The organism is Pseudactinotalea sp. Z1748, assembly GCF_049725185.1.
GTDB lineage: Bacteria > Actinomycetota > Actinomycetes > Actinomycetales > Beutenbergiaceae > CALKWS01.
In genome coordinates this window covers 38,377-62,961 of record NZ_JBMPQB010000001.1, presented here as the reverse complement: position 1 = coordinate 62,961, position 24,585 = coordinate 38,377, and the positions used below count along the sequence as shown (strand labels likewise).

Here is a 24,585-nt window from a genome sequence, read left to right as displayed (position 1 = left end):
CAGCGGCGCGCGCGTCAGGCGGGTGTCAGGTCGCGTTCGCGCAGGTGCTGCTGCACGTTCTCCTGGGCGTCGGGCCCACCGGCCTGCAGGTCCTGCACCACCTGGCACAGGGACTCGTCGGCGTCCAGGTACCGTGCCCCCCACCCGCCGATCGAAGTCAGCACCGGGACCAGGTCGATGCCGCGCTCGGTCAGGTCGTACCGCACCCGGTTCCGGCTGCCGGGCACCGACGTCCGCCGCAACACCCCCGCGGCCACGAGGCGCTTGAGCCGGTCGCTGAGGATGTTGGTGGCGATGCCCTCCTGGGACCCGGCGTGCAACTCGGCGAATGTGTGCCGGTCGGCGAACATCACGTCGCGGATCACCAGCAAACTCCACCGATCCCCGAGCAGTTCCACGGTCATATTGATCGGGCAACCGGATCGTTTCTCAGCCATTGCGACACCTCCACAGCACCGGTGTGACACCCCAACTGCGCACACTTGCGTTCTGCAAGTGATGCTACTACCTTCAGTCTCACTTGCAATGAACAAGTGATGCAGCCCACGAATCGGAGGTGCCATGCGAGTCGTCGTCCAGTACCGAGCAGGACAGGTCCCCGAGCAGGAGGCCGAGGCCAACGAGCGCGCGCTGTGGGAGTGGGTGGGGCGCCTCCGGGCCCGCCCCGAACACGAGCAGACGATCGTGCTCGGCGGCGGCCGCACCTTCAGCCGGGACGACGGCACCCCCGACCATGACGATGTCAGCCTGGATGGGGGCGCCGAGTACGACGGCGATCTGTTCGGGATCTCGGTGCTGCAGGTGGACTCCTTCGACGCCGCCGCCGATCTGCTCCGGGACTGGCCCGAACTCCGCTATGGCGGTCGTCTCGACGTCCTCGCCGAACTGACACCGGAAGTTGCCTCATGACGCACGCCCTGCCGCAGCAGGTTCGCGCCCTCCTGGAGGCGCCGAACCTCGCTCATTTCGCCACGGTGATGCCCGATGGCCGACCCACCAGCGTCCCGCTGTGGGTGGGCCTGGAGGACGAGCGGCTCGCGGTCCTGACCATCCCCGACTCGATCAAGGATCGCAACATCCGGCGCGATCCCCGCGTGGCGTTATCGCTGACCCCGCAGGAGAACCCCTATCAGATGGCCAGTATCCGGGGGCGGGTGGCCGAGCGGATCGACGACGAGCGGGCCTGGCCGATCATCGACCGAATCGCCCGCAAGTACACCGGGGCTGCTTATCCGGAGCGCAGCAACAGGATCGTGTTCCTGATCGAGCCCGAGGTCGCTTGGTCCGCCTCGTTCTGAACCGCCGGGCCCTCAGCCCGTTGCGTGACCGGCCGGTCCTCATCGGGCCAGCGCCCGGGGACATCGCAGCGCCAACCCTTGAGCGCCCTGGCCAGTCCGGCGGGTGCCTCGAGGAGTTCGAAGTCGACGTCGATGGTGGTGATCATCCACGCCAGGTTCCGCACCGACGAAGGCAACCAGGCACCAGTGACGGTTGAAGCGCGTATCACTCTCGCCCTGCAGCCCGGGCGCCTGGATAAGGTGTCCGGGTGACCATCCGCTTGATCGCCACCGATCTGGACGGCACCCTGCTCGATCCCCAGCAGCAGGTCACTGCCCGCACCCGCAGCGCTCTGGACGCTGCCCGGGCCGCAGGGATCGGGGTGGTCCCGGTGACGGCTCGCCAGCCCGTCGGTCTTCGTCTGATCGCCGAGCAGGCAGGGTTCGACGGGTGGGCGTTGTGCGGGAACGGGGCGCTCGGGTTGCATCTGGGTACCGGGGAGCGCCTGTTCGAAGCCCAACTCTCCGTCCCCGCCCAGCGGCAACTCGCCGAAGCGCTCCTGCAGCGTCTGCCCGAGGCGGTGTTCGTCAGTGTGCGTGAGGGCGGTGAGACGTTCGTCGCCCAGGAGGGGTACGCGGATCTAGCTGATTTCAACGACCACAAGCGCGACCCGGACTCGATGGGCGCGCACACGGTGGACCAGGTGCTGGACCAGCCCAGCCTGAAGTTCATCGTGCGCCATCCGGGCACCGACAATGACGAACTGGTCGCCACCATCCGCGGCCTGGGTCTGTCCGGTTTCGAAGTCACCCACTCCGGCGCACCGTTCGTAGAGGTGCTCGCCGAGGGCGTCACGAAGGCCTGGGGCTTGGCCCGGCTGTGCACCCACCTGGGTATCGCACCGGATGAGGTCCTCGCCTTCGGCGATGCCCCCAATGATGCCGAGATGCTCGCGTGGGCCGGCCACGGGGTGGCGATGGCCGATGCCGCACCGGAAACCCTGGCCGTGGCCGATCAGGTCACCGGCACCAACATCGACGACGGCGTGGCCGACGTGATCGAGGCGCTCACGCAGGCTCCCGCGCACCCCGACCGCACCCCACAACCCGCGCACCCCGGCAGCGCGCCACCACCCGCGCACCCCGACCGCACCCCACAACCCGCGCACCCCGACCGCACCCCACAACCCGCGCACCCCGGCAGCGCGCCACCATCAGGAGCACCCCTTCGATGACCAATGATCAGATCACGCCCGAGCAACCGCAGCCCCACCTGGGTTCCCTCGCCGTCGGCGGCCAAGAGGTCATCCTCACCCGCGCTGCCGCGGCCGACGTGCCGGCCATCGTGGCGCTGCTGGCCGACGATGTGCTCGGCCAGGGCCGCGAGCATGCCGGCACCGACCCCCGCTACACCGAGGCGTTCGAGGCGATCGACGCCGACCCGAACCAGGTCCTGGTGGTCGCCCGGGCGGGAGGCGAGATGGCCGCGACCGCCCAGTTGACGTTCATTCCGGGGCTCTCCCGTGGTGGTGCACTCCGCGCCCAGGTGGAGGCGGTACGCGTGGCTGCGGACTACCGCGGTGCGGGACTCGGTGAGGCCTTCTTCCGGTGGATGGCCACCTACGCCGCCGACAGGGGAGCCACATTGATGCAACTCACCTCCGACCGCAGCCGCACCGATGCTGTGCGCTTCTATGAGCGCCTCGGTTTCGTCGCCTCACACGTCGGGATGAAACTGCCACTGCACGCCAGCGGACCGACGGCGAGCGCTTCGGCCGAAAGCGAGCCTCACCAGACTCGTCCTGGGCCGTAGGGCTCGTCCCCGGTGCGGACCAGGTGGCCCGGTGCGGACCGAGCGGTGCAGTGGCGCAGGCGGGGTGCGGACCGGGCGGCGCGGTGGGGGCCGGCGGGGTGTGGGCCGGGCGGCGGGGTGTGGGCCGGGCGGCGGGGTGCGGACGCGTGCGGGACCGGCCCGGCGGCGTCAGCCTTGGGCGGCGAGCGCCAGTGGCAGCACCGCCTCCGCCCCGGCCAGGCGCAGTTCGCGGGACGCCACCGTCACGGTCCAGCGGGAGTCGACCAGGTCGTCCACCAGCAGCACCGGTCCGTGCAGGTCTGCCAGGCGCGCGCGCAGATCAGCCCCGACACCGAACCGGCCCCAGACCCCCGCGAGCCGGAAGGCGCTGTTGCCGCCGGGCCCGCCGGCAGGACCGCCGTCGACCAACTCCAGGGTGCCCAGGACCGGCAACCGCCCCCGGTCGCCGATATGCCGGGCCACCGAGTCGATCAGCGCCGGACGGGTGCGTGAAGGCATCACCACCACACCGGCCGGTCGCCGGTCCCAGTCCCACTCGGCGAGCACCTGCACCACTGCCGCCAGTACGCTGTCAGGGGCTGCGCCGTCGTCGGCCTGCAGTACCTCCCGCAGCCGCTGCCCCCAGCCGAGGTCCGACAACCGCGCCACGACGCGCCCGCGCTGCATCGTCTCGCCCGGGTCGATCCTGCCCTTGACGTCCACGCCGAGGCGGCCCATCCCGGAGGGCCACTGCGCCCGCGGTTCGATCGGCACCCCCGCCCGGGCCAACTGCCCGGTGGCAGCCTGCACGGCTTCTGCCGGCACCTCGACGGGGTACCAGGGGCCGACGCATACGTCACACCTGCCGCACGGGGCCGCAGTCGCATCATCGAGTGATCGCTGCAGGAACTCCATCCGGCAGTAGTTACCGGCCAGATACTCCACCATCAGGCCCTGTTCGCGCTCACGGGCCTGGGCCACGCGCTCATAGCGCTGCGCGTCATAGGTCCAGGGCTGCCCGGTGGCGGCCCAGCCACCGGGGACCCGCTCCACGGCACCCTCCACATCGAGGACCTTCAGCAGTAGTTCCAGCCGGGTCCGGCGCACATCCACCAAGGTCTCCAGCGCCACGGTGGACATCGGGCCCGAGGCACGCCCCAGTTCGGCCAGCACCGCATCGGCCTGGGCCTGGCGGGGCATCGCGGCGGAGGCGAAGTAGGCCCAGATGTCGCGGTCCTCGGCCCCGGGGAGCAGCAACACCTCGGCACGTTCGGTGGCCCGCCCGGCCCGCCCCACCTGCTGGTAGTAGGCCACCGGTGAACTGGGTGCGCCCAGGTGCACCACGAACCCCAGATCCGGTTTGTCGAAACCCATGCCCAGAGCACTGGTGGCGACCAGAGCCTTGACCTGGTTGCCCCGCAACGCCTGCTCCAACTCCTCCCGTTCGGCCGGGTCGGTCCGGCCGGTGTAGGGGCGCACCTGGTGCCCGGCCGCACGCAGGGTCTCGGTCAGATCCTGCGCGGCCGACACGGTCAGGGCGTAGATGATGCCGCTGCCGGGCAGGTCATCCAGGTGCGCGGCCAACCACGCCACTCGCTGCGCCGGGCCCTCCAGGGTGAGTACGCCCAGCCGCAGGGAGGACCGGGCCAGCGCACCGCGAACGGTGCTGACCTGCCGGGGCGCGCCATCGGCGCCGGTGCCCAGTTGCTCGACCACATCGGTCACCACGCGCTCATTGGCGGTGGCGGTGGTGGCCAGCACCGGCGTGTCGGCCGGGAGGCCGGCGAGCATGGTGCGGATGCGGCGGTAGTCGGGGCGGAAGTCATGACCCCAGTCGCTGATGCAGTGCGCCTCATCGACCACCAGCAGCCCGCAGCGCCTTGTCAGTTCAGGCAGTTGCTCGGTGCGGAACCGCGGGTTGTTCAACCGTTCGGGGCTGACCAACAGCACGTCCACGGCATCGGCATCCAGTTGCTCGCGGACCTGGCCCCATTCGGTGGCATTGGCGGAGTTGATGGTCACCGCGTTGATCCCGGCGCGCGAGGCAGCGGCGATCTGGTCGCGCATCAGCGCCAGCAGCGGGGAGACGATCACGGTGGGCCCGGCACCGGCGGCCCGTCGCAGCGCGGTGGCGACGAAGTAGACCGCGGACTTGCCCCACCCGGTGCGCTGGACCACCAGCACCCGCTCGCGCCGATCGACCAGTGCCTCGATGGCCTCGTACTGGCCCTCCCGGAAGTCGGACTCGGGGTGACCGACGAGTTCGCGCAGCGCGGCTGTGGCTTGTTCCCTCATGCCCCCACGGTAGGTCCCGGTACGGACACCGCGTCCACGGGCATCCTTGTCCGGTCCGAGTTCGAGCCTCGCGGCTCAAGTCGAGTGTTCGGAGCATCGACCTCGGCCACCGGACTCGAACTCGACGCCCCTGGCGGATCGGCCGCGGGTGCGGTCAGGAGTCCGGTGCCGGCTCAGGTCCCGCTGGGTTCGCCGCGGTAGGTGCCGATGGACCAGTAGTTGCCCTCCGGGTCGGCGACGGCGAAGGTGTGCGAACCGTAGTCGGTGTCGGTGAGGGGCTCGATGATCGAAGCGCCGGCTTCCTGGCAGCGCTGGTGGATCTCCCCGACGCGGTCGGTCACCAGGTAGATCCCGGCGGTGCCCGGTTCGCGCTGCCAGGCGGTGCCGGCGATCACGCTGCCGAGCATCACGCCGCCGCCCTCGGGCCAGGTCAACTGGGCGTGGTGCACAGTGGGCCCGTCGGCGTAGACCGCGGTGCGTTCGAACCCGAAGGTGGTGACCAGGAAGTCGATGAGGCCGAGGGCGTCGTGGCATTTCAAGGTCGGCCACACGTTCGGGGCGGGCGGGGATGCCGGCGAGGTGGTGGACTCGGCCGGCGAGGTAGTGGATTCAGCAGAGGTTTCGGTCGTGTTCATAGGGGTCAGCCTGCCGCGCGCACGTGTGCCCCGGCTTGGACATATTGGTGCTCCTGCCGCAGCCACTGGGTGGGACTGGTCCCGGTGTACTGCTGGAAGTCACGCACCAGGTGGGACTGATCGGCGTAGCCGCAGGCGTGCGCCACGTGCGCGAGTGTCATCGAACCGGCGAGCGCCACGTGTTGCACCACCATCCGCCGCGCCCGGGTGAACCGGATCAGCCGGGCGATCGCCTTGGGGGCCATGCCCACCTCCCGCTGGAAGAGTGTGGTCAGTTGGCGCTGGCTGAGCGCCACGTGCGCGGCCAGGTTGCGCATCGAACCGGCGCCCCGGGTACGGGACATCCACCGCCAGGCTTCGCCCACCTCCGGGCGCACCCGTTCGGCACGGCGCTGCTGCAACTGCTCGCGCAGGTAATCGCCCACGACGGCGAAGGCCTGCGGTCCCAGCGGCATGTCCTGGAGGCGTCGGAGCGTCCGGGCGGCGCCCGGGCCGAGCACGTCGCTGCCTTCGAGTGCGAGCCGGTCCAGTTCCCGGGCCGGTACGCCCAGCAGCGAGCGGGCCGCCAGTGGATGCACGGCCATCTGGATGCCGGCCTGCTCACCGGGCTCGACGACGTAGGCGGGGTCGGTGTGCAGCCGGCTGATCAGCACCTGCGCACGCTCGGCGCCCGGCCCGGTGGCCTGCCCCGCACTCGCGCCGACCTCGATGGGTCCCCGGGTGGAGAAGATGAACGTCAACGACGGCGCCGGGATCCCCAGGTGGAGCCCGGGTTCGACCCCCGCATGGTGGTAGCCCACGGCACTGAGTACCCCCGGCGCCAGGGCGGCGACCGGTACGTAGTGCAGCGAGGCCGATGTGCCCACGTGCCGATTATCCTTCGTCGTCAAGGGCGTCCACCAGCCCTGCTACAACCGAGCCCGCGGGGCGCTGGGCTCCGGGGCATAGCCGAACAGCAACGCTCGCTCGCCACGCCCCGCCCGGTCCGGTCGGGCGAAAGGGTCGCCAGCACCGCCGAGGAGCGGCAGCCGGCTCCTGAACCGCCAGGCGGGAATCAGTTATCGGCGACGCAGCACGGTGAGCACCACGCTCACCCCGGCGTAGTAGCCCAGGTAGACCACCGAGGCCAGCACCGCCCAACCGGACGGGTCGGGGTAGGTCGCCACGATCAGCGCGTACAACCCCAGCCAGATCGCGGTAGCCACCATCGTCACCCGCCACAGCACCTGGGTGCGGGAGGGGTAGAGGTAGCAGATCGGGATGAACGCCGCGACGCTGAGCGCGACCAGGATCGCTGCCGTCACGGCCGTGCCCAGGTCGAGCACCACGACGTAGAAGGCCACCACGTTCCAGTAACTGGGGAAGCCGCGGAAGTAGTGGTCGGGCGTCTTGGCGTCGGTGCGGCAGAACTGGTAGCAGGAGGCAAGCAGGACCACGGCCACCACCGCCCAGCCGGCGGCTCCACCAGGCAGGTAGCCGGCCGACCAGAGCAGCACCATCGGGGCGAAGGCGTAGGTGAGGAAGTCCACGACATTGTCCAGCAGGGCACCGTCGAACCTGGGCAGCACCTGGGCCACCCGTAGTCGCCTGGCCATGAACCCGTCGGTGCCGTCGATCACCATCGCGGCCAGGAACAGCCACAGCACCAGTTGGACCTGCCCGGCGTAGGCGAAGTGCACCATGGCGAAGGCGAGCAGCGCGCCGATAGCGGTGAACAGGTGCACCGCCACGCCGGCCAGGCGCTGCCATGCCGAGGCCGTCTCAAGGGGGGCGGTGGCGGTGGTGTTCACCGGGCCACGGTACCCGGGGCGACCCGGCCGCAGCGTCACTTCGAGGCACGCACCCGCCTCAGCCTGTCCTCGGCAGGGCGGTCGGGTGAAAAACGGTCGACGACGACCGGCCGCCCTGGCATGCTCCGTCATGATGCGCAGCCAGTACTGGACCGAAGCGGCGGCCGCCGGGTACGACCACCCGGACGCACCGATGTTCTCCGCCGAGGTGCTCGATCCCACCGTGGGCTTCCTGGCCGAGTTGGCCGGCCGGGCCGGCGGCGGGAGGGCCCTGGAGTTCGCCATCGGCACCGGACGGGTGGCGGTCCCGCTGTGGCGGCGGGGAGTCGAGGTGCACGGCATCGACACCTCCGAGCCGATGATCGCCCGGTTGCGCACCAAGGCCTCCGATCAGGACATTCCGGTGACCGTCGGGGACATGTCCACCACCCGGGTGCCCGGGGAGTTCGACCTGGTGTACCTGGTCTACAACACCATCTCCAACCTGCTCACCCAGGAGGCGCAGGTGGACTGTTTCCGCAACGCCGCGGCGCATCTGGTCCCGGGCGGTCACTTCGTGATCGAACTGGGCGTCCCACCGCTGCGGTGGCTGCCGCCGGGCGCGGCTGCGGTGCCGTTCGAGGTGACCGAGCGGCACGTAGGGCTGGACACCATCGACCCGCTATCCCAACGGATGACGTCTCATCACTTCACCCGAGGTGACGACGGCAGGTATCGTTACGGTCCCAGCGAGCATCGCTACGCCTGGCCCGCCGAGTTGGATCTGATGGCCCGCCTGGCCGGCATGGAACTGGTCGAGCGCGTGGCCGACTTCCACCGCGCGCCCTTCACCTCCGAAGCCACCTCGCACGTCTCGGTCTGGCGCCGCCCCACCCCGTAGCGCGGGAACCCGCCCCACCCCGTAGCGCGGGAACAGGGTCGCGCAGGCGTGCGGCCGGGCGTGCGCGCAGGCGTGCGGCCGGGCGTGCGCGCAGGCGTGCGGCCGGGCGTGCGCGCAGGCGTGCGGCCGGGCGTGCGCGCAGGCGTGCGGCCGGGCGTGCGCGCAGGCGTGCGGTCGGGCGTGCGCATAGGCGCACAAGGACGAATCAGGGCGCGCAGCGTGCGGCCCGGGCACAAAGGGCGCGATGATGGGCCCGTGCTGCCCGAGATCGTCCGCCCGGTGGACCTGTGCCTTCCCTCAGGCGCGCTCAACCCTGCCGCCCTGGGGTGGAGCCGGCGCGCGCTGCACCGGGCGAACCTGCGCACCGTGCCACTGAGTTCACGGGCGGCCACCTGGAGCCGCACCAAGCGGCGCGAGCACTGGGGCATCAACACCCCCGACCACCTCATCGCCCTGACGGTGAACTCCCTGAACTACGCCGCCGCCCACCAGGTCTGGATCCTGGACCGCAGCGACGGCACGGTGATCGAGGAGTCGGCGATCGTACCGCTGGCCCGCCACGTGGAACTGCCCGAAACCGCCTTCGGCGGACCGGTGCGCGCACTCACCCGGGACCTGGCGATCGCGGTGGACACCGAGGACGGCAACACCCGGCTACGGGCGAAAACTCCCCGGGTGCGGCTGGACCTGCACGTGCCCATTCCGCCGGAATCCCTGGGGGTGGTGATCCCGTGGAGCGATCGGCAGTTCCAGTACACGCTGAAGTCCTCGGCGCTGCCAGTCAGCGGCCGGCTCGAGATCGATGACGCCGATACCACCGTCGGCCCTGACGCCTGGGCCAATGTCGATCACGGCCGCGGCCGCTGGCCCTACTCCACCATTTACACCAGCGCAGTTGCCTCCGGCGCGGTCGCGGGGGTCCGCACTGGGTTGCACCTGGGCGGGTTGTGGACCGAGGGCACCGGCTCAACCGAGAACGCACTGATCATCGACTCCCGCGTGCACTACCTGCCCGAGGAGACGGTCTGGACCTTCGATGCCGACTCCCCCACCGGCACGTGGATGATCGAGGGAGACCGGGTCGAGGCGACACTGGAACCCTTCCACCACGGGTCTGTCTCGACCAACCTGGGCATCGTGGCGACCACCACCACCGGCGTGTGCGGCACCTGGCACGGATGGGCGGCCGACGACGACGGGGGCCGCCATCGCCTCGACGGCCTGGTCGGGTGGGCCGAATTCACCAGCAACCGCTGGTAGTGCCCCTCACCTGGCCAGTCGATGCCGGGTCACGCGACGCCGACCCCCGCGTGGGCTGCCTCATCGGCCTCGACCGCGGCCTTCCACTCCGCCTTGGCGGCCCGCCAGGCCTCGTCGTCCAGTCCGCGGCGCCAGTATCCCGAGGCGGACAGGTCCTCCTTGGGCACATGCCTCTCGAACCGCAGGTAGGAGCGGATCTCCCGCACGAACGTGGCATCGCCGTGCACGAACGCGTGCACCCGCCCGGCCGGGAAGTCCAGGGACCGCACCACCTCGCACAACTCGATCCCCGGTGCCCGGGCAGAGGTGTCCCGGTGGATCCAGCGCACCTGCACTCCATCGGGGACCGTGAGCCGCTGTTCCTCGGCGGCGTTGGCCACCTCGATGACTGCGTAGCCACGGGCGTCGGTCGGTAGCGCTTCACTCGCAGCGGCGATTGCCGGCAGCGCGCTCTCATCGCCGACGAGCAGGTGCCAGTCGGCGTGGGGGTCGGGCCGGTAATCGCCGCCGGGCCCGAAGAACTGCACCTGGTCCCCGGGTTGGACCTGCTCGGACCAGGGCCCGGCGATCCCCTTGTCGCCGTGCACCACCACATCAACGGTCATGTGGCCGCGCCCGGCATCCCAATGGCGGACGGTGTAGGTGCGCATCACGGGCCACAGCGCGGGCTCCAGGCCCTCCTTGACCTCATCGGGGTGGAACGGTGAGACCAGTCCGGATCCGGGCCGGGGCAACACCAACTTGATGTAGGTATCGGTGTAGCCGGGGTACTCGATCGGCAGGGCCCCACCACCCGGAGCACTGAGGACCACCCGAAGCATCGAGGGGGTCAGTTGCTCCTTGTGCACAACCTCGGCGTAGGTCAGGCGTCGCACGCGCGCCACAGAACACGTCCAATCATCCGGGGATTTAGATAAGGCAACCCTAACCTAATTCGCCGGGGACTGGACGTTGGGGCCCGGTGGCCGCCGGCCCGTCAGGGGGGAGGCGGCCACCGCCTCGGATGGGTCTACTTGTCCGCCCACTTCTCGGCCATGGCACCGATGATCGGAAGTTTGAAGTGCACCAGGTTGTAGCCCCGGATCGCCAGCAGGATCCATACCGCCAGCACGGCCAGGCCCAGGAGCGGGAAGAGCACGAGAGTCACCAGCCCGAAGGGGCTGAAGATCATCGTCAGCGCGAACTCCACGATCCACAGCGCCACCCAGGCCGCGAAGACCACGATGTTGAACAGGATCGACTGAGCAGCGTGGAACCTGACCTCGCGGTGACGCTGGGTCAGGTACATGATCAGCCCCCCGATCCAGGTGAAGTAGGCGAGCAGACCGCCGACCTTCGGATCGAGGCTCTCGACGCCGGCGCCCACCTGCCCGCCCGCCTGCGGCGCAGCGCCGTACTGCGGCCCGCCCTGGGGCGCCCCGTACTGCGGCTGGCCCCGCCCGGGCCCACCATACTGGGGCCCGCCCCGTTCCGGGTGCTCGTGCTGGGGTATTGCTTGGGGCGGGACACCGTGCTGGGATACACCCTGCTCGGGCTGGTTCGCCGCAGACTGGTAATCGGACGTCGTCATCGATATCTCCTCTGGCGCTCGGACTGCGTGGCAGCAGGGCAGACCCCCGACGACCACGGCACTTGCGTGCAGCCAGACAGCCTTGCGGAACAGGCTGTGGACGATCTGTGGATCAGGTTTCGAGCGCGTCCCTCAAGCGGTGGTCAGTTCCTTGTCGGTGACCGATCCACGGGGCAGGTGCTTCTCCGGTGTGGGCTCGGAGCCACGGGCCCGCTGGGCGCGGTAGTAGTCACGTGCCTCGTCCTGACGCCTGCCCTCGGCATCGGTTCCGATCGGGGCTCCGATCATCTCCGGGCTGTACCCGAACGCCTCCACCAGGTCGCCCGCATGGGCGCGCAGCCGCGGTAGCAGCCGGTTGATGTAGGAGGTCACGGTGCGGGCCCGTTGGGTGGAGATGCGTCCGTTGAGCAGGTACCAGTCCAGATTCTCCTCGATCAGGGTCAGACCGAACAGATCACGCAGCCAGGTCAGCACCTTCTTCGCGCCGGGGTCGGTGATTCCGGCCAACGCCTCGGTGAACGCCTCCCACTGCAGGAGTTCACCGTGGGCACGGGCGGCCTGGATCAGTTCGTCCTGGTGCGCGTTGAACAGTTCGAACGCGGTGGCCGCATCGGCCTCACGGGTATCCTTCAATTCCATCGCCACCCGCTCCACGAGTGACTCCACGCGATCCTCCAGCAGTTCCCGCTGCATATCGGGGTCGCGCAGTTCGGTGGCCGACCGCGCCTTGGAACCCCAGTCCCGGATGGACTGTTGCACCCGGCGCAGCGGCGTGCGGTGCAAGGTCATGTCCGCAGCCTGATCGGCCACGTACCGCACCGCACCGGCCACATCCATCTTGGCCATCTCCCGGCCGAAGTCGGTGAGCAGGCGCTTACCCACCAGTTGCAGCAGCACGTTGTTGTCGCCCTCGAATGTCACGTAGACATCGAAATCCGCGTGCAGCCCGGTGAATCGGTTCTCCGCCATGTACCCGGCGCCGCCGCAGGCCTCCCTGCTGGTCTGGATCACGTCCAGGGCCAGCCAGGTGGCCAAGGGCTTGGAGGCCGCGGCCAGGGTCTCCAGATCCTGCCGGTCGGCGTCGGTGTCGTGTGCGCCGGAGAAGACCCCGTGGTACCGGTCGGAGAGCTGGTGGTGCATGAACTGGGCGGCGTAGACCTTCGCCAGTCGTGGCAGTAGCCGGCGCTGGTGGCGCTGGTAGTCCATGAGCACCACTTCATCGTGCTCATCCGGCCCGGTGAACTGCCGGCGCTGGTTGCCGTACCGCACCGCGGTCGCCAAGGACATCTTTGCCGCCGTCAGCGCCGAACCGCCCAGCGAGACCCGCCCCTGCACCAGGGTGCCGAGCATGGTAAAGAACCGCCGGCCGGGACTGCTGACGGAGGAGGTGTAGGTTCCGTCGGCGGCGACATCGCCGTACCGGTTCAACAGGTTCCGGCGCGGAACGCGCACCTGGTCAAAGGCCAGCATGCCGTTGTCCACCCCCAGCAGACCGCCCTTGTGCCCGTTGTCCCGGCCGCGCACCCCGGGCAGGAACTCCCCGGCGGATCCGTCCTCGTTCCGGGTGCGCAACGGGACGTAGAAGGCGTGCACACCGTGATTGACGCCCTGGGTGATCAATTGTGCGAACACCACGCCGGCCACCCCGTGCAGGGCGGCGTTGCCGATGTAGTTCTTCCACGCCGCCTCGAACGGGGTGTGGATGATGAACTCCTCCGCCTGCTCGTCGTAGGTGGCCGTGGTGCTGATCGCGGCGACGTCGGAGCCGTGCCCGGTCTCGGTCATCGCGAAGCACCCCGGCACCTCCAACTCCACGATCCCCGACAGGAACGTGTTGTGGTGGTACTCGGTACCCAGGTGCAGCACCGCGGAGCCGAACAGTCCCCACTGCACCCCGGCCTTGATCTGCAACGACGGGTCGTGCACGGCCAGTTCCTCGAAACCGGCCACATTGCCCCCCGGCAGCGGCTGACTTCCGTCCGCCCCCGGAAAACCGCGCCGGGGCATGCCGATGTCCACCAGCGCTCGGCACTGGTCCAGAATGCGTTCGCGGTGCTCGGCCATGCTCAGACCGGGCACGCGGGCGAACCGTTCGTCGGCGTACAGGTCCCGGATGGCGCGGCGCTGGGTCTTCCAGCGTCCATCCAGCAGATCCGCCAGCACCGCGGTATCGATGGTCACCTCGGGGCCGGTTCCATTGGTTCGTGAAGAGCGGGGCATCGAATTCTCCATAGGGTCAACGCCGGTCCGGGCGTCTGGGTCAGTGCGGGGCGGTGGGTCGGGGCTTGAACGGGCGGTGAACGGGTGCGGCGGTAGGCGAGGGTACGGCGGGCTGGGTCGGGTTAGGGGGCGTTGGTGTCGGCCGGATCGCCGGGCACGGTGGCGGTGCCGAGCCAGATCCAGTCGGCGACGAGATCGATGAGCACCTGCGGCTCCAACCGCTGCTCCGCATCCGCTGCGAGCCACTGCTCCCCGGTGCCGCGCACGAAGCCCACCACCCCGGCCGCCCACGGCACTGCGAACCGCAGGTCGGAGCCGGCCTCGGCGAGGACCTGGCGCAGCAGGCGGGCGAGGTAGCGCTGCACCTGAGCCATGAAGGTGGACATCGTGCCGGCCTGCTCGATCCGGGTGACGAACCGGTACACGTTCGGCGAACTGGCGAGCATCGACACATACACCTCGATCATCGCCCGCAGCCGTTCCCGGGGCGGGCCACCACCCTCCGCCGCCGCACCGAAGGCCTGGGCCATCTCGGCCAGCACCATCTCGCCGACCGCGGCCTGCAGGCCCGCCTTGTCCTTGAAGTAGCGGTACACGATGGACTTGGAGGTCCCCATGGCCCCGGCCATCTCATCCATCGACAGATCCGGGCCCTGATGGTGCACCGCGCGGCGCGCCGACCGGCACAAGTCGTCATGGCGCCGGGCACGATGGCTGTTCCAGCGCGTGGAACGGCCGTCGCCCGCTGGCGGGGTGGCCGCAGAGGTGGTTACAGTGACGTCACTCACGCAACCGAGAGTATCAGGTACCGTGGGTACCGGACACATTCCGGACTCTGTCCACTCCACCACGCAGAGGAACTCATGGCAGACAAGCCCCGAACCAGCAACCGCGGCCAGAAGCCGACCTCCCAGGGCGCCGGCTCCGGCGCCGAGGCGGCCCCCGACGTCGGCCATCACCGCGCAGCGATCATCGGCGCCAACCGCATCCCGTTCGGCAAGGCCGGCGGCGCCTACGCCAGCGCCGGGAACCTGGACATGCTCACCGCCGCCCTGGACGGGCTGGTAGCCCGGTACCGCTTGCAGGGCGAACGTCTGGGCGACGTGGCCGGGGGCGCGGTGCTCAAGCACTCCCGCGACTTCAACCTCACCCGGGAGGCGGTGCTCGGCACCGCCCTGTCCCCCCAGACCCCTGCCTTCGACCTGCAGCGGGCCTGCGCCACGTCGGTGGAGGCGGTCGCCGCGATCGCGAACAAGATCACGCTGGGTCAGATCACCTCCGGCATCGCAGCGGGCGTGGACTCCACGTCCGACGCCCCGATCGTGGTCAGCGACCGCCTGCGCAAGACACTGCTGCGGCTGTCGCGGGCCAAGACGGTGCCGCAGCGGCTCAAGCTCGTGGGACAACTGCGCCCCAGCGACCTGGCGCCGGTGGCGCCGAACGTGAACGAACCGCGCACCGGGCTGTCCATGGGGGAGCACCAGGCGATCACCACCCACCAGTGGAAGATCACCCGGGAGGCCCAGGACGCGATCGCACTTGCCTCCCACCAGAACCTGGCCAAGGCCTACGAGGAGGGCTTCTTCGACGACCTGATCACCCCCTACCGCGGCCTGGTACGCGACCAGTCACTGCGCGCGGACACCTCCGCGGACAAGCTCGCCACCCTCAAGCCCGTGTTCGGCACCAAGGGTGAGCACGCCGCCGAGGACTCGATGACCGCCGGCAACTCCACCCCGCTGTCCGACGGCGCCGCCGCGGTGCTGCTCGGCACACCGGAGTGGGCCGCCGAGCGCGGCCTGCCGGTGCTGGCGCACGTGATCGACGCCGAGACGGCCAGTGTGGACTTCGCCCACGGCGAGGACGGGCTGCTGATGGGCGGTGCCTACGCGGTACCGCGCCTGCTGCACCGCAACGGGCTGAGCTTGGCGGACTTCACCTTCGTGGAGATCCACGAGGCCTTCGCCTCCGTGGTGGCCACCACCACCGCCGCCTGGGCCGATGAGGACTTCTGCACCTCCAAGGTCGGGGTACCCAGCCCCGGCCAGGTGGACCCGGCCACGCTGAACGTCACCGGCTCCTCCCTCGCCGCCGGACACCCGTTCGCCGCCACCGGCGCCCGGATCGTGGGCACCCTGGCCGCCCTGCTCGCCCAGCACCGCGAGGCCAACCCCGAGGACGCGCCGGCACGCGGCCTGATCTCGGTGTGCGCCGCCGGCGGGCAGGCCATGGCGATGATCCTGGAGGCAGCGTGAGCGACACCTACCTGAACCTGGTGAACTCCGGCCTGACCAAGAAGGTCGCCAAGCAGTTCGGCCTGCCCCGCCCGGCCAGGTTGCGCCGCACCGACCCGAAGTCGATCGACGCCCCACTGGTCACCGGCCCGGTGGTGGTGCTGGGCACCGGGGCCGACGCCGATACCCTGGCCACCACCCTGCTTGACTGGGAGCTGGATGTGCGCCGGACCATGCGCGGTGGCCGCGTCGGGGCCCTGATGCTGGTGCTCACCGAACTGACCGCACCCGAAGATGCCGCCGAGGTAGTGGACCAGGCAGGTCCGCTGATGAAAGCCCTGGGGCCCTCAGGCCGGGTAGTGGTGCTCACTCGGGCAGCCACCGATCAGGACTCCCCCGCCCGCGCCGCCGCCCTGGCCGGGGTCGAGGGCCTGTGGCGCACCGTGGCAAAGGAAGTGCGCTACGGAGCCACCGCCAACGCTGTCGTCCTGCGTGATGGGGTGGGTGTGGACGCCCCCGCCGCGCTCGGAGCGGTGCGGTTCCTGCTCTCGGCGCGCTCGGCGTTCGTCTCCGGCCAGGGCCTTGAGGTGGGCAGTGACGCCGGGACGCTCCCGGCCGACTGGACGAAACCGCTGGCCGGCAAGGTCGCGGTCGTCACCGGCTCGGCACGCGGGATCGGGGCGCAGATCGCCCGGGTCCTGCACCGTGAGGGCGCCCAGGTGGTCGGGGTGGACGTCCCCGCCGCCGGGGAGAGCCTGGCGTCGGTGATGAACGAGGTCGGGGGCACCGCCATCCAGGCCGACATCACCGACGAGGCCACCCCGGCCCGGCTGATCGAGCGGGTACGTGAGCGCTACGGACGCCTGGACGTCCTGGTGCACAACGCCGGCATCACCCGGGACAAACTGCTGGCGAACATGACCCCGGACCGCTGGCAGTCGGTGGTGGCGGTCAACCTGCGCGCCCAGGTGCAACTGAACGAGGCCCTGCTTGCCACCCCGGACCTGTCACCCGATGGCCTGCGGATCATCTCCCTGGCCTCCACCTCCGGGATCGCCGGCAACCGTGGGCAGAGCAACTACGCCTTCACCAAGGCCGGGGTGATCGGGATGACCCGGTCCCTGGCGCCGCTGCTGGCCGAGCACTCCGGCACAGCCAATGCGGTGGCCCCGGGCTTCATCGAAACCGAGATGACCGCGCGCATCCCCGCGCTGCAGCGCCAGGTCGCCAGACGATTGAACTCCCTGCAACAGGGCGGCCAGCCGGTCGACGTGGCTGAGGCCGTGTCCTTCCTGGCCTCGCCCCAGTCCGCCGGCATCAACGGCCAGACGCTGCGGGTGTGCGGACAGCACCTGATGGGGGCCTGATGCGCGATCAGGTGCTGGATCAGGTGCCCTCGCTGGGGTCGTTGTACGCCCGCGCCCTGGGGCGTACCGCCCGGGCCGCGGCACCGGGAATGCTCTCCGGCGCCCCCTCGCCCACCACGCTGCCCCAGGTCTGCTACACGGTGCCGCGGGTGCCGGTGGACCACGCGCACCTGGCCGAGTACCAGCACCTGCTCGGGGAGGCAGGCACCGACGAGCTGCCGGCCGGATACGTCCACGTGCTGGGCTTCCCGCTCGCGATGAACCTGATGGTGCGCTCGGACTTCCCGTTGCCCGTACTGGGCATGGTGCACGTGGCCAATCGGGTGGAGCAGTTCCACCCGCTGACCGCCACAGACACGCTGCGGGTGCAGGCCCGCGCGCAGGGGTTGCGCGCGCACCGCTCCGGCACTCAGGTGGACCTGGTGGTGGAGGTGGCTGCGCAGGAGGGCCCGGAAGTGGCCTGGCGGGGGGTCTCGACCTACCTGGCCAAGGGCACCACCTTGCCCGGTCTGGCGCTGGCCGAACCGGTGCAGGCCGGACCGGTGCAGGCCGGACCGGGTGGCTCCGCCGGCTCTGGCGACGCAGCCGACGACGGCGACTCCCGTGGCGCCGCCGGAAGCGGAGAGTCTGGTAGCGGTTCCGGTCGGAACGATGCCGGTGCTGGGGCCGGTCTGCCCGAGGCCACCGCGGTATGGCGCCTGACGCCCAAGACCGGACGGCGCTACGCCGCGGTCTCCGGGGACCGTAACCCGATCCACATGTCCGCCCTGAGCGCCAAGGCTTTCGGTTTCCCGCGGGCCATCGCGCACGGGATGTACACCGCGGCGCGGGCGCTGGCGGCGATCGGCCCGGCCCGCGGACCGGCGTTCACCTGGCAGATCGACTTCGCCAAGCCGGTGCTGCTGCCCTCGACGGTCTCCTTCGGGCAGGCCCGCACCGACTCCGGTACCTACACCTACGCCGGCTGGAAGGCCGGCAGCGACCGGGTCCACTTCACCGGATCGGTGCGGCCGCTTCCGTGAGCCACGCCGGTAGCGGATCGGGCAGGTCCTCCCGCTCCCCGCTGCCACACCCGGGCCCAGTTGCCACGCCTGGGCCCAGTTGAAACACCCGCTCGGGACGGAACATAGGGAAGGCATCGACCACTACTCCTGAACGGAAGAACCCACCGATGCACCGCTTTCCCGGCCGCGCCGTCGCGGCACTGTTCGCGCTCGTCGCGCTCACGCTGACCGCCTGCGACACCGCAGGTGGGGCGGCGGGCCCCGACCCGGCGGCCGACGGCGACTGGATCTTGGTCTCCGGTCACGGCCCCGACGGTGAGATCGAGGTGGTCACCGGGCACGAACCCACGCTGACCGTCGACGGTTTCGAGGTCTCCGGCCACGGCGGCTGCAACCACTTCGGAACAGCCACCGCCAAGGGCGAGCAGGACCAGCAGCCCGATCAGTGGCCCACCGAGTTCGTCAGCACCATGATGGCCTGCGATCCGCCCGAGGTGATGGACCAGGAGTCACAACTCCTGACCGCCATGCGGCAGATCCAGGACGTGACGACCGACGGCGATGAGTTGCTTCTGACCGGGCCGGACACCGAACTCCGGTTCGAGCGCGTCTGACCCTCTTCCCGGCGCGGACCACTGCGCGGAGTTCCGAGGTTGCTGGGTAGCCGATGCCCGGGAGCGCGGTGTAGCCGATGCCCGGGAATCCGCACCCGGGAGCAAGCGAGGGCAACCCGGCCACTGCCGGCCGGACCGCAGGCGAGAATAGGTGGACCTGAGCCAGCCAGCGACAAGGAGCCCCGTGCGAATCGTCGACGTCCGCGAGCGGACCTTCCCGATCTCCTCACCGATCCGCAATGCCTTTATCGACTTCTCCAAGATGACGTTGAGTCTGGTCGCGGTCATCACCGATGTGATGCGCGAGGGCAAGCCGGTGGTGGGCTTCGGCTTCAACTCCAACGGCCGCTACGGCCAGGGCGCCCTTCTGGGCGAGCGATTCATCCCCCGGTTACAGGCCGCCGACCCAGCCGATCTGGTGGATGAGGCAGGGACGAACCTCGATCCGCACAAGATCTGGAACATCCTGATGGCCAACGAGAAGCCCGGCGGGCACAGCGAACGCTCCGTTGCGGTGGGCACCCTGGACATGGCCATCTGGGACGCCGTGGCCAAGATCGCCGAACGGCCGCTGTACGACCTGCTCGCCCAGCGCTCCGGCAACGGCACCGCCAACCGGGAGGTCTTCGTCTACGCCGCGGGCGGCTATTACTACCCGGGCAAGGACAACACCGCCCTGGCCGATGAGATGCGCTCCTACCTCGACCGTGGCTACACCGTGGTGAAGATGAAGATCGGTGGGGCGAGCCTGGATGAGGACCTGCGCCGTATCGAGGCTGCGAGCGCAGTGCTGGGCCCCGGGCAGCGACTGGCGGTCGATGCCAACGGACGCTTCGACACTCGCACCGCCTTGGCCTACGGGCGGGCAATGGCCGACTTCGACCTGTTCTGGTTCGAGGAAGCCGGCGACCCGTTGGACTACGCCCTGCAGTCGGAGTTGGCGCAGGACTATTCCGGCCCGCTGGCCACCGGCGAGAACCTCTTTTCCGTGCAGGACGCCCGGAACCTGATCCGATATGGCGGGATGCGACCCGACCGGGACTGGCTGCAGTTCGACTGCGCGCTGTCCTACGGACTGGTGGAGTACCTGCGCATCCTTGACATGCTGGGCGAGCACGGCTGGTCGCCGTCCCGGTGCATCCCCCACGGGGGACACCAGATGTCCCTGAACATCGCGGCCGGGCTCGGGCTGGGCGGGAACGAGGCCTACCCCGACCTCTTTCAACCCTTCGGCGGATTCCCCGACGGGATCGAGGTCACCGACGGTCATGTCACCTTGCCGGAATTGCCCGGCATCGGTTTCGAGGGCAAGTCGGACCTGGCCACGGTGATGGCGGACCTGGCGCGCTGAGTGTCCGAGTCTCCTACCGCGGCCCCGGATCCGGGCCGTCGTGGTCCTGTCCGGTGTGGTGGCCCGGGCCGCCGTGGTCCGGGCCGCCGTGGTCCGGGCCGTCGTGGTCCGGGCCGCCGTGGTCCGGGCCGTCGTGGTCAGGGCCGTCGGATGGCTTGTCTCCTTCCGGGTGTTCCAGGGTCTCACGGGCGAACAACCAGCCCAGGCCGGCCAGCAGCATGATCATCCCGGAGACACCGAACGCCGCACCGAAGCCGAACTGGTCCGCGAGCGCCCCGGCCAGCACCGGCCCGATGATCGCGCCGGTGTCCATGGCCATCTGGAAGCCCGCCAGCACCTTGCCCCCGGACCGCTGGTTCCCGATGATGTCGGCGATCGCGGCCTGCTGGGCCGGGTTGAGCAGGCCGGCGCCCACTCCGGCCAGTGCCGAGACGGCGAGCACCACCAAGAGGTTGTCCGAGAGCCCCAGCACCGCGGTGAATGCCCCGCTCACGGCGATACCGATGAGGATCAGGGGTTTGCGGCCCCGAACGTCGGCCTGCCTGCCGGCGATGTTCAGCGCCACCGCGTTCCCGGCCGCGAACACCGCCAGCGCCAGCCCGGCTGCCCAGGGCCCGGCCTCCAGGGCGGCGGCGGCGAACAGCGGCAGCAGCGCCACCCGCACGCCGAAGTTCGCCCAGCCGTTGGCGAATCCGGAGGCGAGCGCGGCCCGGTAGGCGCTGTCCCGGATCGCCTCGCCGAACTGCATCGGCGGGCTGGCATCGTGCGGGCGGGCCGAGCCGGTCCCGGTGGCCGGGAGCAGCCGCCACACCACGACCACCGCGAACATCAGCATCACCGCGTACACCACGAACGGCACGCGCAGCCCGAACTCGGCGAGGAAGCCGCCGATCACCGGGCCCCCGATATTGCCGAGCAGGAAGGCCGTGGCGTAGGTGGAGGAGGCACGTCCGCGTGCGGTAGGCGGGGCCAGCCGCACGATCAACCCCATCGCCGAGACGGTGAACATCGTGGAACCGATGCCACCGAGGCCGCGGAAGATGAGCAACTGGGTGTAGTTCTGCGCGAAGGCGGTCAGCAGGCTGGAGATCGCCACGATGACCAGCCCGGCCATGTAGATACGCCGTTCCCCCAACTTCGTGATGAGCGCGCCGCCGGCAGGGGCGAACAGCAACCGGGCCAGGGAGAACACGCTGACCACGAAGGACGCCGCAGCCACGGACACATCGAAGGACCGGGCGAATTGTGGCAGCACCGGGGCCACCAGGCCGTAGCCCAACGCAATGAGCAGCGCCGCGCCGGCCAGGACCCAGATCTCCCTGGGCAGCCGGGGGCGGTGCAAGGACGCCTCTGACATACCTCCGCCAGTATCACCCACTTGCCCGGCGCGGCGTCACCGCCCGCAAGACCACGTCGTGTGCACAGCGCCTCACCGCCTCCGCAGTGCCGGCAGCAACTCCTGTTCGGCCAGTTCCAGGAAGGGTTGCTGGTCCTGGGCCACGTGGTGCAGATAGATCCGGTCGAAGCCCAGGTCCTCGTAGGTGCGCAGGCGCTCCACCAGGTCCGGTACCGAGTCGGTGATGATCACGCCACTGGCGATCTCCTCATCCGGAACGTGCTCACCGGCCATGTCGAGGTACTCCGGGGTGGGCAGGTCATGCTGCAACGGCACCGGTATCGCGTGATTGCGCCACTGGTCCCGGGCGATCCGGTGGGCGGCCGCCATGGACTCAGCGATACACACGTGCACCTGCACCGACAACGGCCCCCGGCCACCGGCACCGCGGTAGGCGTCGATGATCTGCCGCACCGAATCGGCGTCGTCATTGATCGTGATGAGCCCATCGGCCCAGCCGGCCCCGCGCGCGGCGGTGCCGGGGCTGAGCGCCGGGGCGATCAGTTCCGGCGGGGTGTCGGGCAGGGAGTAGATCCGCGCACGATCGACGACGACGTGCCCGCTGTGGGTGACCTCCTCACCTTCGTGCAGGGCCCGGATGACGCCGACGCACTCTTCCAGCCGCTGCTGGCGCTGGTCCTTCCCTGGCCAGGCATCGCCGGTGATGTGCTCGTTCATGTTCTGGCCGGTTCCGAGCGCCACCCAGAACCTGCCGGGGAACATCTGGGCCAGGGTGGCGCTGGCCTGGGCGATGATCGCCGGGTGGTAACGCTGTCCGGGCGCGCAGACGGTGCCGAGGTCGAAGTCGGTGGTCGCCAGCGCCGCTCCCAGCCACGACCAGGCGAATCCGGAGTGGTGCTGGCGCACCGACCAGGGCGCGAAGTGGTCCGAGCACATCGCCATCTCGAATCCGGCCCGCTCGGCCTGCTGCACGTCCCGGAGCAACTGGGCCGGGGAGATCTGCTCGTGCGAGGCGTGGAATCCGTACGCGGTCCTCATCTGTCCTCCGCGGCGGCGTGGATCGCGTCGGCGGCCCGGATCAGGCCCATATGGCTGAATGCCTGGGGGAAGTTGCCGGCCTGGCGCCCGGTCTCGGGGTCGTACTGCTCGGCGAGCAGACCCAGGTCGCTGGCCTGGGCCACCATGTGGTCCATCACCTCCCGAGCGCGGTCCAGCCTCCCGGCGTGCGCGTACTGCTCCACCAGCCAGAAGGTGCACATCACGAACGGGTACTCCTCACCCTCGAGCCCGTCCATCCCTGCCTCGGTCCGGTACCGGTGCACCAGGCCCTCGGAGGTGACCAGATCCTGTTCGATCCGCTCGACCGTGCCGAGCATGCGTGGGTCGTCGTAGGCGATGTACCCGGTGTGGGGCATCTGCAGCAGGGAGGCATCCACCTCGGTGTTGTCATAGGTCTGGGTGTAGCAGTTCAACTCGGCGTTGAAGCCGTGCTCCTCGATCTCATCCGCCAACCGATCGCGCAGTTCGCGCCACCGCGCGGCGGGCCCGTCGTACCCGTGCTCCTCCACCGCGCGCACGCCACGGTCGAACGCCGCCCACATCATCGCGCGCCCGTGAGTGAAGTAGTGGGTGTCCCCACGCATCTCCCAGATGCCGTGGTCCTGCCGGTCGAAGTTGGCCTCGCAATAGGCCAGCAGGCTCTTCTGCAGGCCCCAGGTGTACTCATTCTCGGCCACGCCGGCTTCCCGCAGTTCGTGCAGTGCGATCATCACCTCGCCCACCACGTCGGCCTGGTACTGGTCCGCGGCCCCGTTACCCACGCGTACCGGCCGGGAGTTCTCGTATCCGGCCAGGTGCTCCAACTCGGTCTCGGTCAGTTCGCGCTCCCCGCCCAGCCCGTACATGATCTTGACCTCATCGGCGTCCCCGGCGACGGCGCGCAGCAACCAGTCCCGCCACAACGTGGCACCTCGGGTCAAGCCGTGCGCGATCGCGACCTCGATGGTCAGGGCGGCGTCGCGCAACCAGGTGTAGCGGTAGTCCCAGTTGCGACCGCCACCGAAGTACTCCGGCAACGAGGCGGTGGGGGCCGCGACAATCCCCCCGGTGTCCAGGTGGGTCAGCGCCCGCAGCACCAGCAGCGAACGCAGCACCAGGTCCTGGTGGTCGGTGTCCACCCGCAGATGACTGGCCCAGTCGGTCCAGAACCGCACGGTGCTGGCCAGGGCCCGGTCCGCGTCGGGTGGCTCCGGCACGTCCTGATAGGAGCGGAACCAGGTCAGGTCCCAGTCCAGGACGTCCCCGGCGTCCAGGTTGAACGACCCGACCAGGCGTGGGGCGCGCCGGCCCTCCGCCGGCGTCGTGCCGGGGTGCTCCGCCACCGACGCGGCACTGCCGTCGTCGTCCTCCCCGCCGCCGTCGCCGTTGCCGGGCCAGTGCAGCATCGGGCCGGTGATCAGGATCGCGTCCGGCCCTGCCAGGGCCAGCAGGCAACGCTCCTGCCCGTCCCGCTCGATCTCCCTGGTCCAGGGAGTGGCGCGGGCGTAGTCGAACCGCAGGCGCAGGTCGTGCTCCACCCGGACCTGCCCCTCCAGGCACTCCACCCGGCGCACCAGGTCACCCTGGGAGGTGCTGGGCGGGAGGAAGTCGGTGACCCGGACACGCCCGGTCCGACTGCGCCACACGGTCTCCAGGACGAACGTCTGCGGCAGGTATCGCCGCTCGACCACCTGCCCGTCCGGCACCGAGAGCTTCCAGCGACCGTCCTCGGCATCGCCCAGGATGGCCGAGAACACCGCCGGGGAGTCGAACCTGGGCAGGCACAGCCAGTCGATGCTGCCGTCCCGGGACACCAGCGGTCCGGTGCGCAGATCCGACAGGAGGGCGTAGTGCTCAAGGGGCGTGCTCATCGCTTCGTTCCTACCGCATGAGCCCGCGGC

23 protein-coding genes are annotated in these 24,585 nt (G+C 70.1%); 11 read left to right on the top strand and 12 right to left on the bottom strand.

Features of this window, described 5'->3' with window-relative positions:
* Positions 1-14: 14 nt before the first annotated feature.
* Complete coding sequence (locus ACO0LU_RS00285) at positions 15-437, bottom strand: winged helix-turn-helix transcriptional regulator (protein WP_424789437.1); 423 nt, start codon at positions 435-437, stop codon at positions 15-17.
* 124 nt (positions 438-561) lie between these two features.
* Here ACO0LU_RS00285 and ACO0LU_RS00280 point away from each other — a divergent pair, with 124 nt between their 5' ends.
* From ACO0LU_RS00280 to ACO0LU_RS00265, 4 genes are all read left to right on the top strand, one after another.
* Positions 562-909 carry a hypothetical protein gene (locus tag ACO0LU_RS00280; protein WP_424789436.1) on the top strand — a complete coding sequence of 116 codons (348 nt, stop codon included), beginning with the start codon at positions 562-564 and terminating at the stop codon, positions 907-909.
* Positions 906-1,298, top strand: coding sequence for a PPOX class F420-dependent oxidoreductase (locus ACO0LU_RS00275; RefSeq protein ID WP_424789435.1), 393 nt, complete (start codon positions 906-908; stop codon positions 1,296-1,298). Before ACO0LU_RS00280 ends, ACO0LU_RS00275 begins: the two co-directional genes overlap by 4 nt.
* Positions 1,299-1,546: 248 nt before the next feature.
* Positions 1,547-2,512, top strand: a complete 966-nt coding sequence (locus ACO0LU_RS00270) for a Cof-type HAD-IIB family hydrolase (protein ID WP_424789434.1) — start codon at positions 1,547-1,549, stop codon at positions 2,510-2,512.
* Positions 2,509-3,090 (top strand): N-acetyltransferase family protein, encoded by a 582-nt coding sequence (locus ACO0LU_RS00265; RefSeq protein ID WP_424789433.1) that lies wholly within the window; start codon positions 2,509-2,511, stop codon positions 3,088-3,090. Before ACO0LU_RS00270 ends, ACO0LU_RS00265 begins: the two co-directional genes overlap by 4 nt.
* A gap of 168 nt (positions 3,091-3,258) precedes the next feature.
* Here the strand turns inward: ACO0LU_RS00265 and ACO0LU_RS00260 are convergent, their stop codons facing one another.
* The 4 genes from ACO0LU_RS00260 to ACO0LU_RS00245 all read right to left on the bottom strand — a co-directional run bounded on the left by ACO0LU_RS00260 (position 3,259) and on the right by ACO0LU_RS00245 (position 7,789).
* On the bottom strand, positions 3,259-5,364 hold the full coding sequence (locus tag ACO0LU_RS00260) for a RecQ family ATP-dependent DNA helicase (RefSeq protein WP_424789432.1): 2,106 nt from the start codon (positions 5,362-5,364) through the stop codon (positions 3,259-3,261).
* Between the two features lie 173 nt (positions 5,365-5,537).
* The gene (locus tag ACO0LU_RS00255) at positions 5,538-5,999 is read right to left on the bottom strand and encodes a VOC family protein (RefSeq protein ID WP_424789431.1); all 462 of its coding nucleotides are present in this window, start codon (positions 5,997-5,999) and stop codon (positions 5,538-5,540) included.
* Positions 6,000-6,004: 5 nt separating this feature from the next.
* Complete coding sequence (locus ACO0LU_RS00250) at positions 6,005-6,865, bottom strand: helix-turn-helix domain-containing protein (protein WP_424789430.1); 861 nt, start codon at positions 6,863-6,865, stop codon at positions 6,005-6,007.
* A 192-nt stretch (positions 6,866-7,057) separates the two neighbouring features.
* Positions 7,058-7,789: a CDP-alcohol phosphatidyltransferase family protein gene (locus tag ACO0LU_RS00245; protein ID WP_424789429.1), complete on the bottom strand. Its 732-nt coding sequence runs from the start codon at positions 7,787-7,789 to the stop codon at positions 7,058-7,060.
* 130 nt (positions 7,790-7,919) lie between these two features.
* Here ACO0LU_RS00245 and ACO0LU_RS00240 point away from each other — a divergent pair, with 130 nt between their 5' ends.
* Together ACO0LU_RS00240 and ACO0LU_RS00235 are read left to right on the top strand one after the other, a co-directional pair.
* Positions 7,920-8,669, top strand: a complete 750-nt coding sequence (locus ACO0LU_RS00240; RefSeq protein ID WP_424789428.1) for a class I SAM-dependent methyltransferase — start codon at positions 7,920-7,922, stop codon at positions 8,667-8,669.
* 255 nt (positions 8,670-8,924) lie between these two features.
* A complete protein-coding gene (locus ACO0LU_RS00235) occupies positions 8,925-9,929 on the top strand; it encodes a DUF2804 domain-containing protein (protein ID WP_424789427.1) in 1,005 nt (334 codons plus the stop codon).
* A 29-nt stretch (positions 9,930-9,958) separates the two neighbouring features.
* On the opposite strand, the gene ACO0LU_RS00230 is transcribed toward ACO0LU_RS00235, so the two are convergent.
* From ACO0LU_RS00230 to ACO0LU_RS00215, 4 genes are all read right to left on the bottom strand, one after another.
* Positions 9,959-10,804, bottom strand: a complete 846-nt coding sequence (locus tag ACO0LU_RS00230) for a siderophore-interacting protein (protein WP_424789426.1) — start codon at positions 10,802-10,804, stop codon at positions 9,959-9,961.
* A gap of 134 nt (positions 10,805-10,938) precedes the next feature.
* Positions 10,939-11,499, bottom strand: coding sequence for a DUF4870 domain-containing protein (locus ACO0LU_RS00225; protein ID WP_424789425.1), 561 nt, complete (start codon positions 11,497-11,499; stop codon positions 10,939-10,941).
* Between the two features lie 132 nt (positions 11,500-11,631).
* Positions 11,632-13,719: an acyl-CoA dehydrogenase gene (locus ACO0LU_RS00220; RefSeq protein WP_424789424.1), complete on the bottom strand. Its 2,088-nt coding sequence runs from the start codon at positions 13,717-13,719 to the stop codon at positions 11,632-11,634.
* A 122-nt stretch (positions 13,720-13,841) separates the two neighbouring features.
* Positions 13,842-14,507, bottom strand: a complete 666-nt coding sequence (locus ACO0LU_RS00215; protein ID WP_424789423.1) for a TetR/AcrR family transcriptional regulator — start codon at positions 14,505-14,507, stop codon at positions 13,842-13,844.
* Positions 14,508-14,582: 75 nt separating this feature from the next.
* Between ACO0LU_RS00215 and ACO0LU_RS00210 the strand changes: the two genes are divergently transcribed.
* From ACO0LU_RS00210 to ACO0LU_RS00190, 5 genes are all read left to right on the top strand, one after another.
* Positions 14,583-15,974 (top strand): acetyl-CoA C-acetyltransferase, encoded by a 1,392-nt coding sequence (locus ACO0LU_RS00210; protein ID WP_424789422.1) that lies wholly within the window; start codon positions 14,583-14,585, stop codon positions 15,972-15,974.
* On the top strand, positions 15,971-17,320 hold the full coding sequence (locus tag ACO0LU_RS00205; protein WP_424789421.1) for a 3-oxoacyl-ACP reductase: 1,350 nt from the start codon (positions 15,971-15,973) through the stop codon (positions 17,318-17,320). The genes ACO0LU_RS00210 and ACO0LU_RS00205 overlap by 4 nt, the downstream gene beginning before the upstream one ends.
* A complete protein-coding gene (locus tag ACO0LU_RS00200; RefSeq protein ID WP_424789420.1) occupies positions 17,320-18,342 on the top strand; it encodes a MaoC/PaaZ C-terminal domain-containing protein in 1,023 nt (340 codons plus the stop codon). Before ACO0LU_RS00205 ends, ACO0LU_RS00200 begins: the two co-directional genes overlap by 1 nt.
* 149 nt (positions 18,343-18,491) lie before the next feature.
* Positions 18,492-18,938, top strand: coding sequence for an META domain-containing protein (locus ACO0LU_RS00195; RefSeq protein ID WP_424789419.1), 447 nt, complete (start codon positions 18,492-18,494; stop codon positions 18,936-18,938).
* Between the two features lie 184 nt (positions 18,939-19,122).
* Positions 19,123-20,289 (top strand): mandelate racemase/muconate lactonizing enzyme family protein, encoded by a 1,167-nt coding sequence (locus ACO0LU_RS00190; protein ID WP_424789418.1) that lies wholly within the window; start codon positions 19,123-19,125, stop codon positions 20,287-20,289.
* A gap of 13 nt (positions 20,290-20,302) precedes the next feature.
* On the opposite strand, the gene ACO0LU_RS00185 is transcribed toward ACO0LU_RS00190, so the two are convergent.
* From ACO0LU_RS00185 to ACO0LU_RS00175, 3 genes are all read right to left on the bottom strand, one after another.
* Complete coding sequence (locus tag ACO0LU_RS00185; RefSeq protein ID WP_424789417.1) at positions 20,303-21,646, bottom strand: MFS transporter; 1,344 nt, start codon at positions 21,644-21,646, stop codon at positions 20,303-20,305.
* Positions 21,647-21,718: 72 nt separating this feature from the next.
* Complete coding sequence (locus ACO0LU_RS00180; protein WP_424789416.1) at positions 21,719-22,684, bottom strand: TIGR03885 family FMN-dependent LLM class oxidoreductase; 966 nt, start codon at positions 22,682-22,684, stop codon at positions 21,719-21,721.
* Positions 22,681-24,555, bottom strand: a complete 1,875-nt coding sequence (locus tag ACO0LU_RS00175) for a glycoside hydrolase family 15 protein (RefSeq protein WP_424789415.1) — start codon at positions 24,553-24,555, stop codon at positions 22,681-22,683. The genes ACO0LU_RS00180 and ACO0LU_RS00175 overlap by 4 nt, the downstream gene beginning before the upstream one ends.
* Between the last annotated feature and the right edge of the window lie 30 nt (positions 24,556-24,585).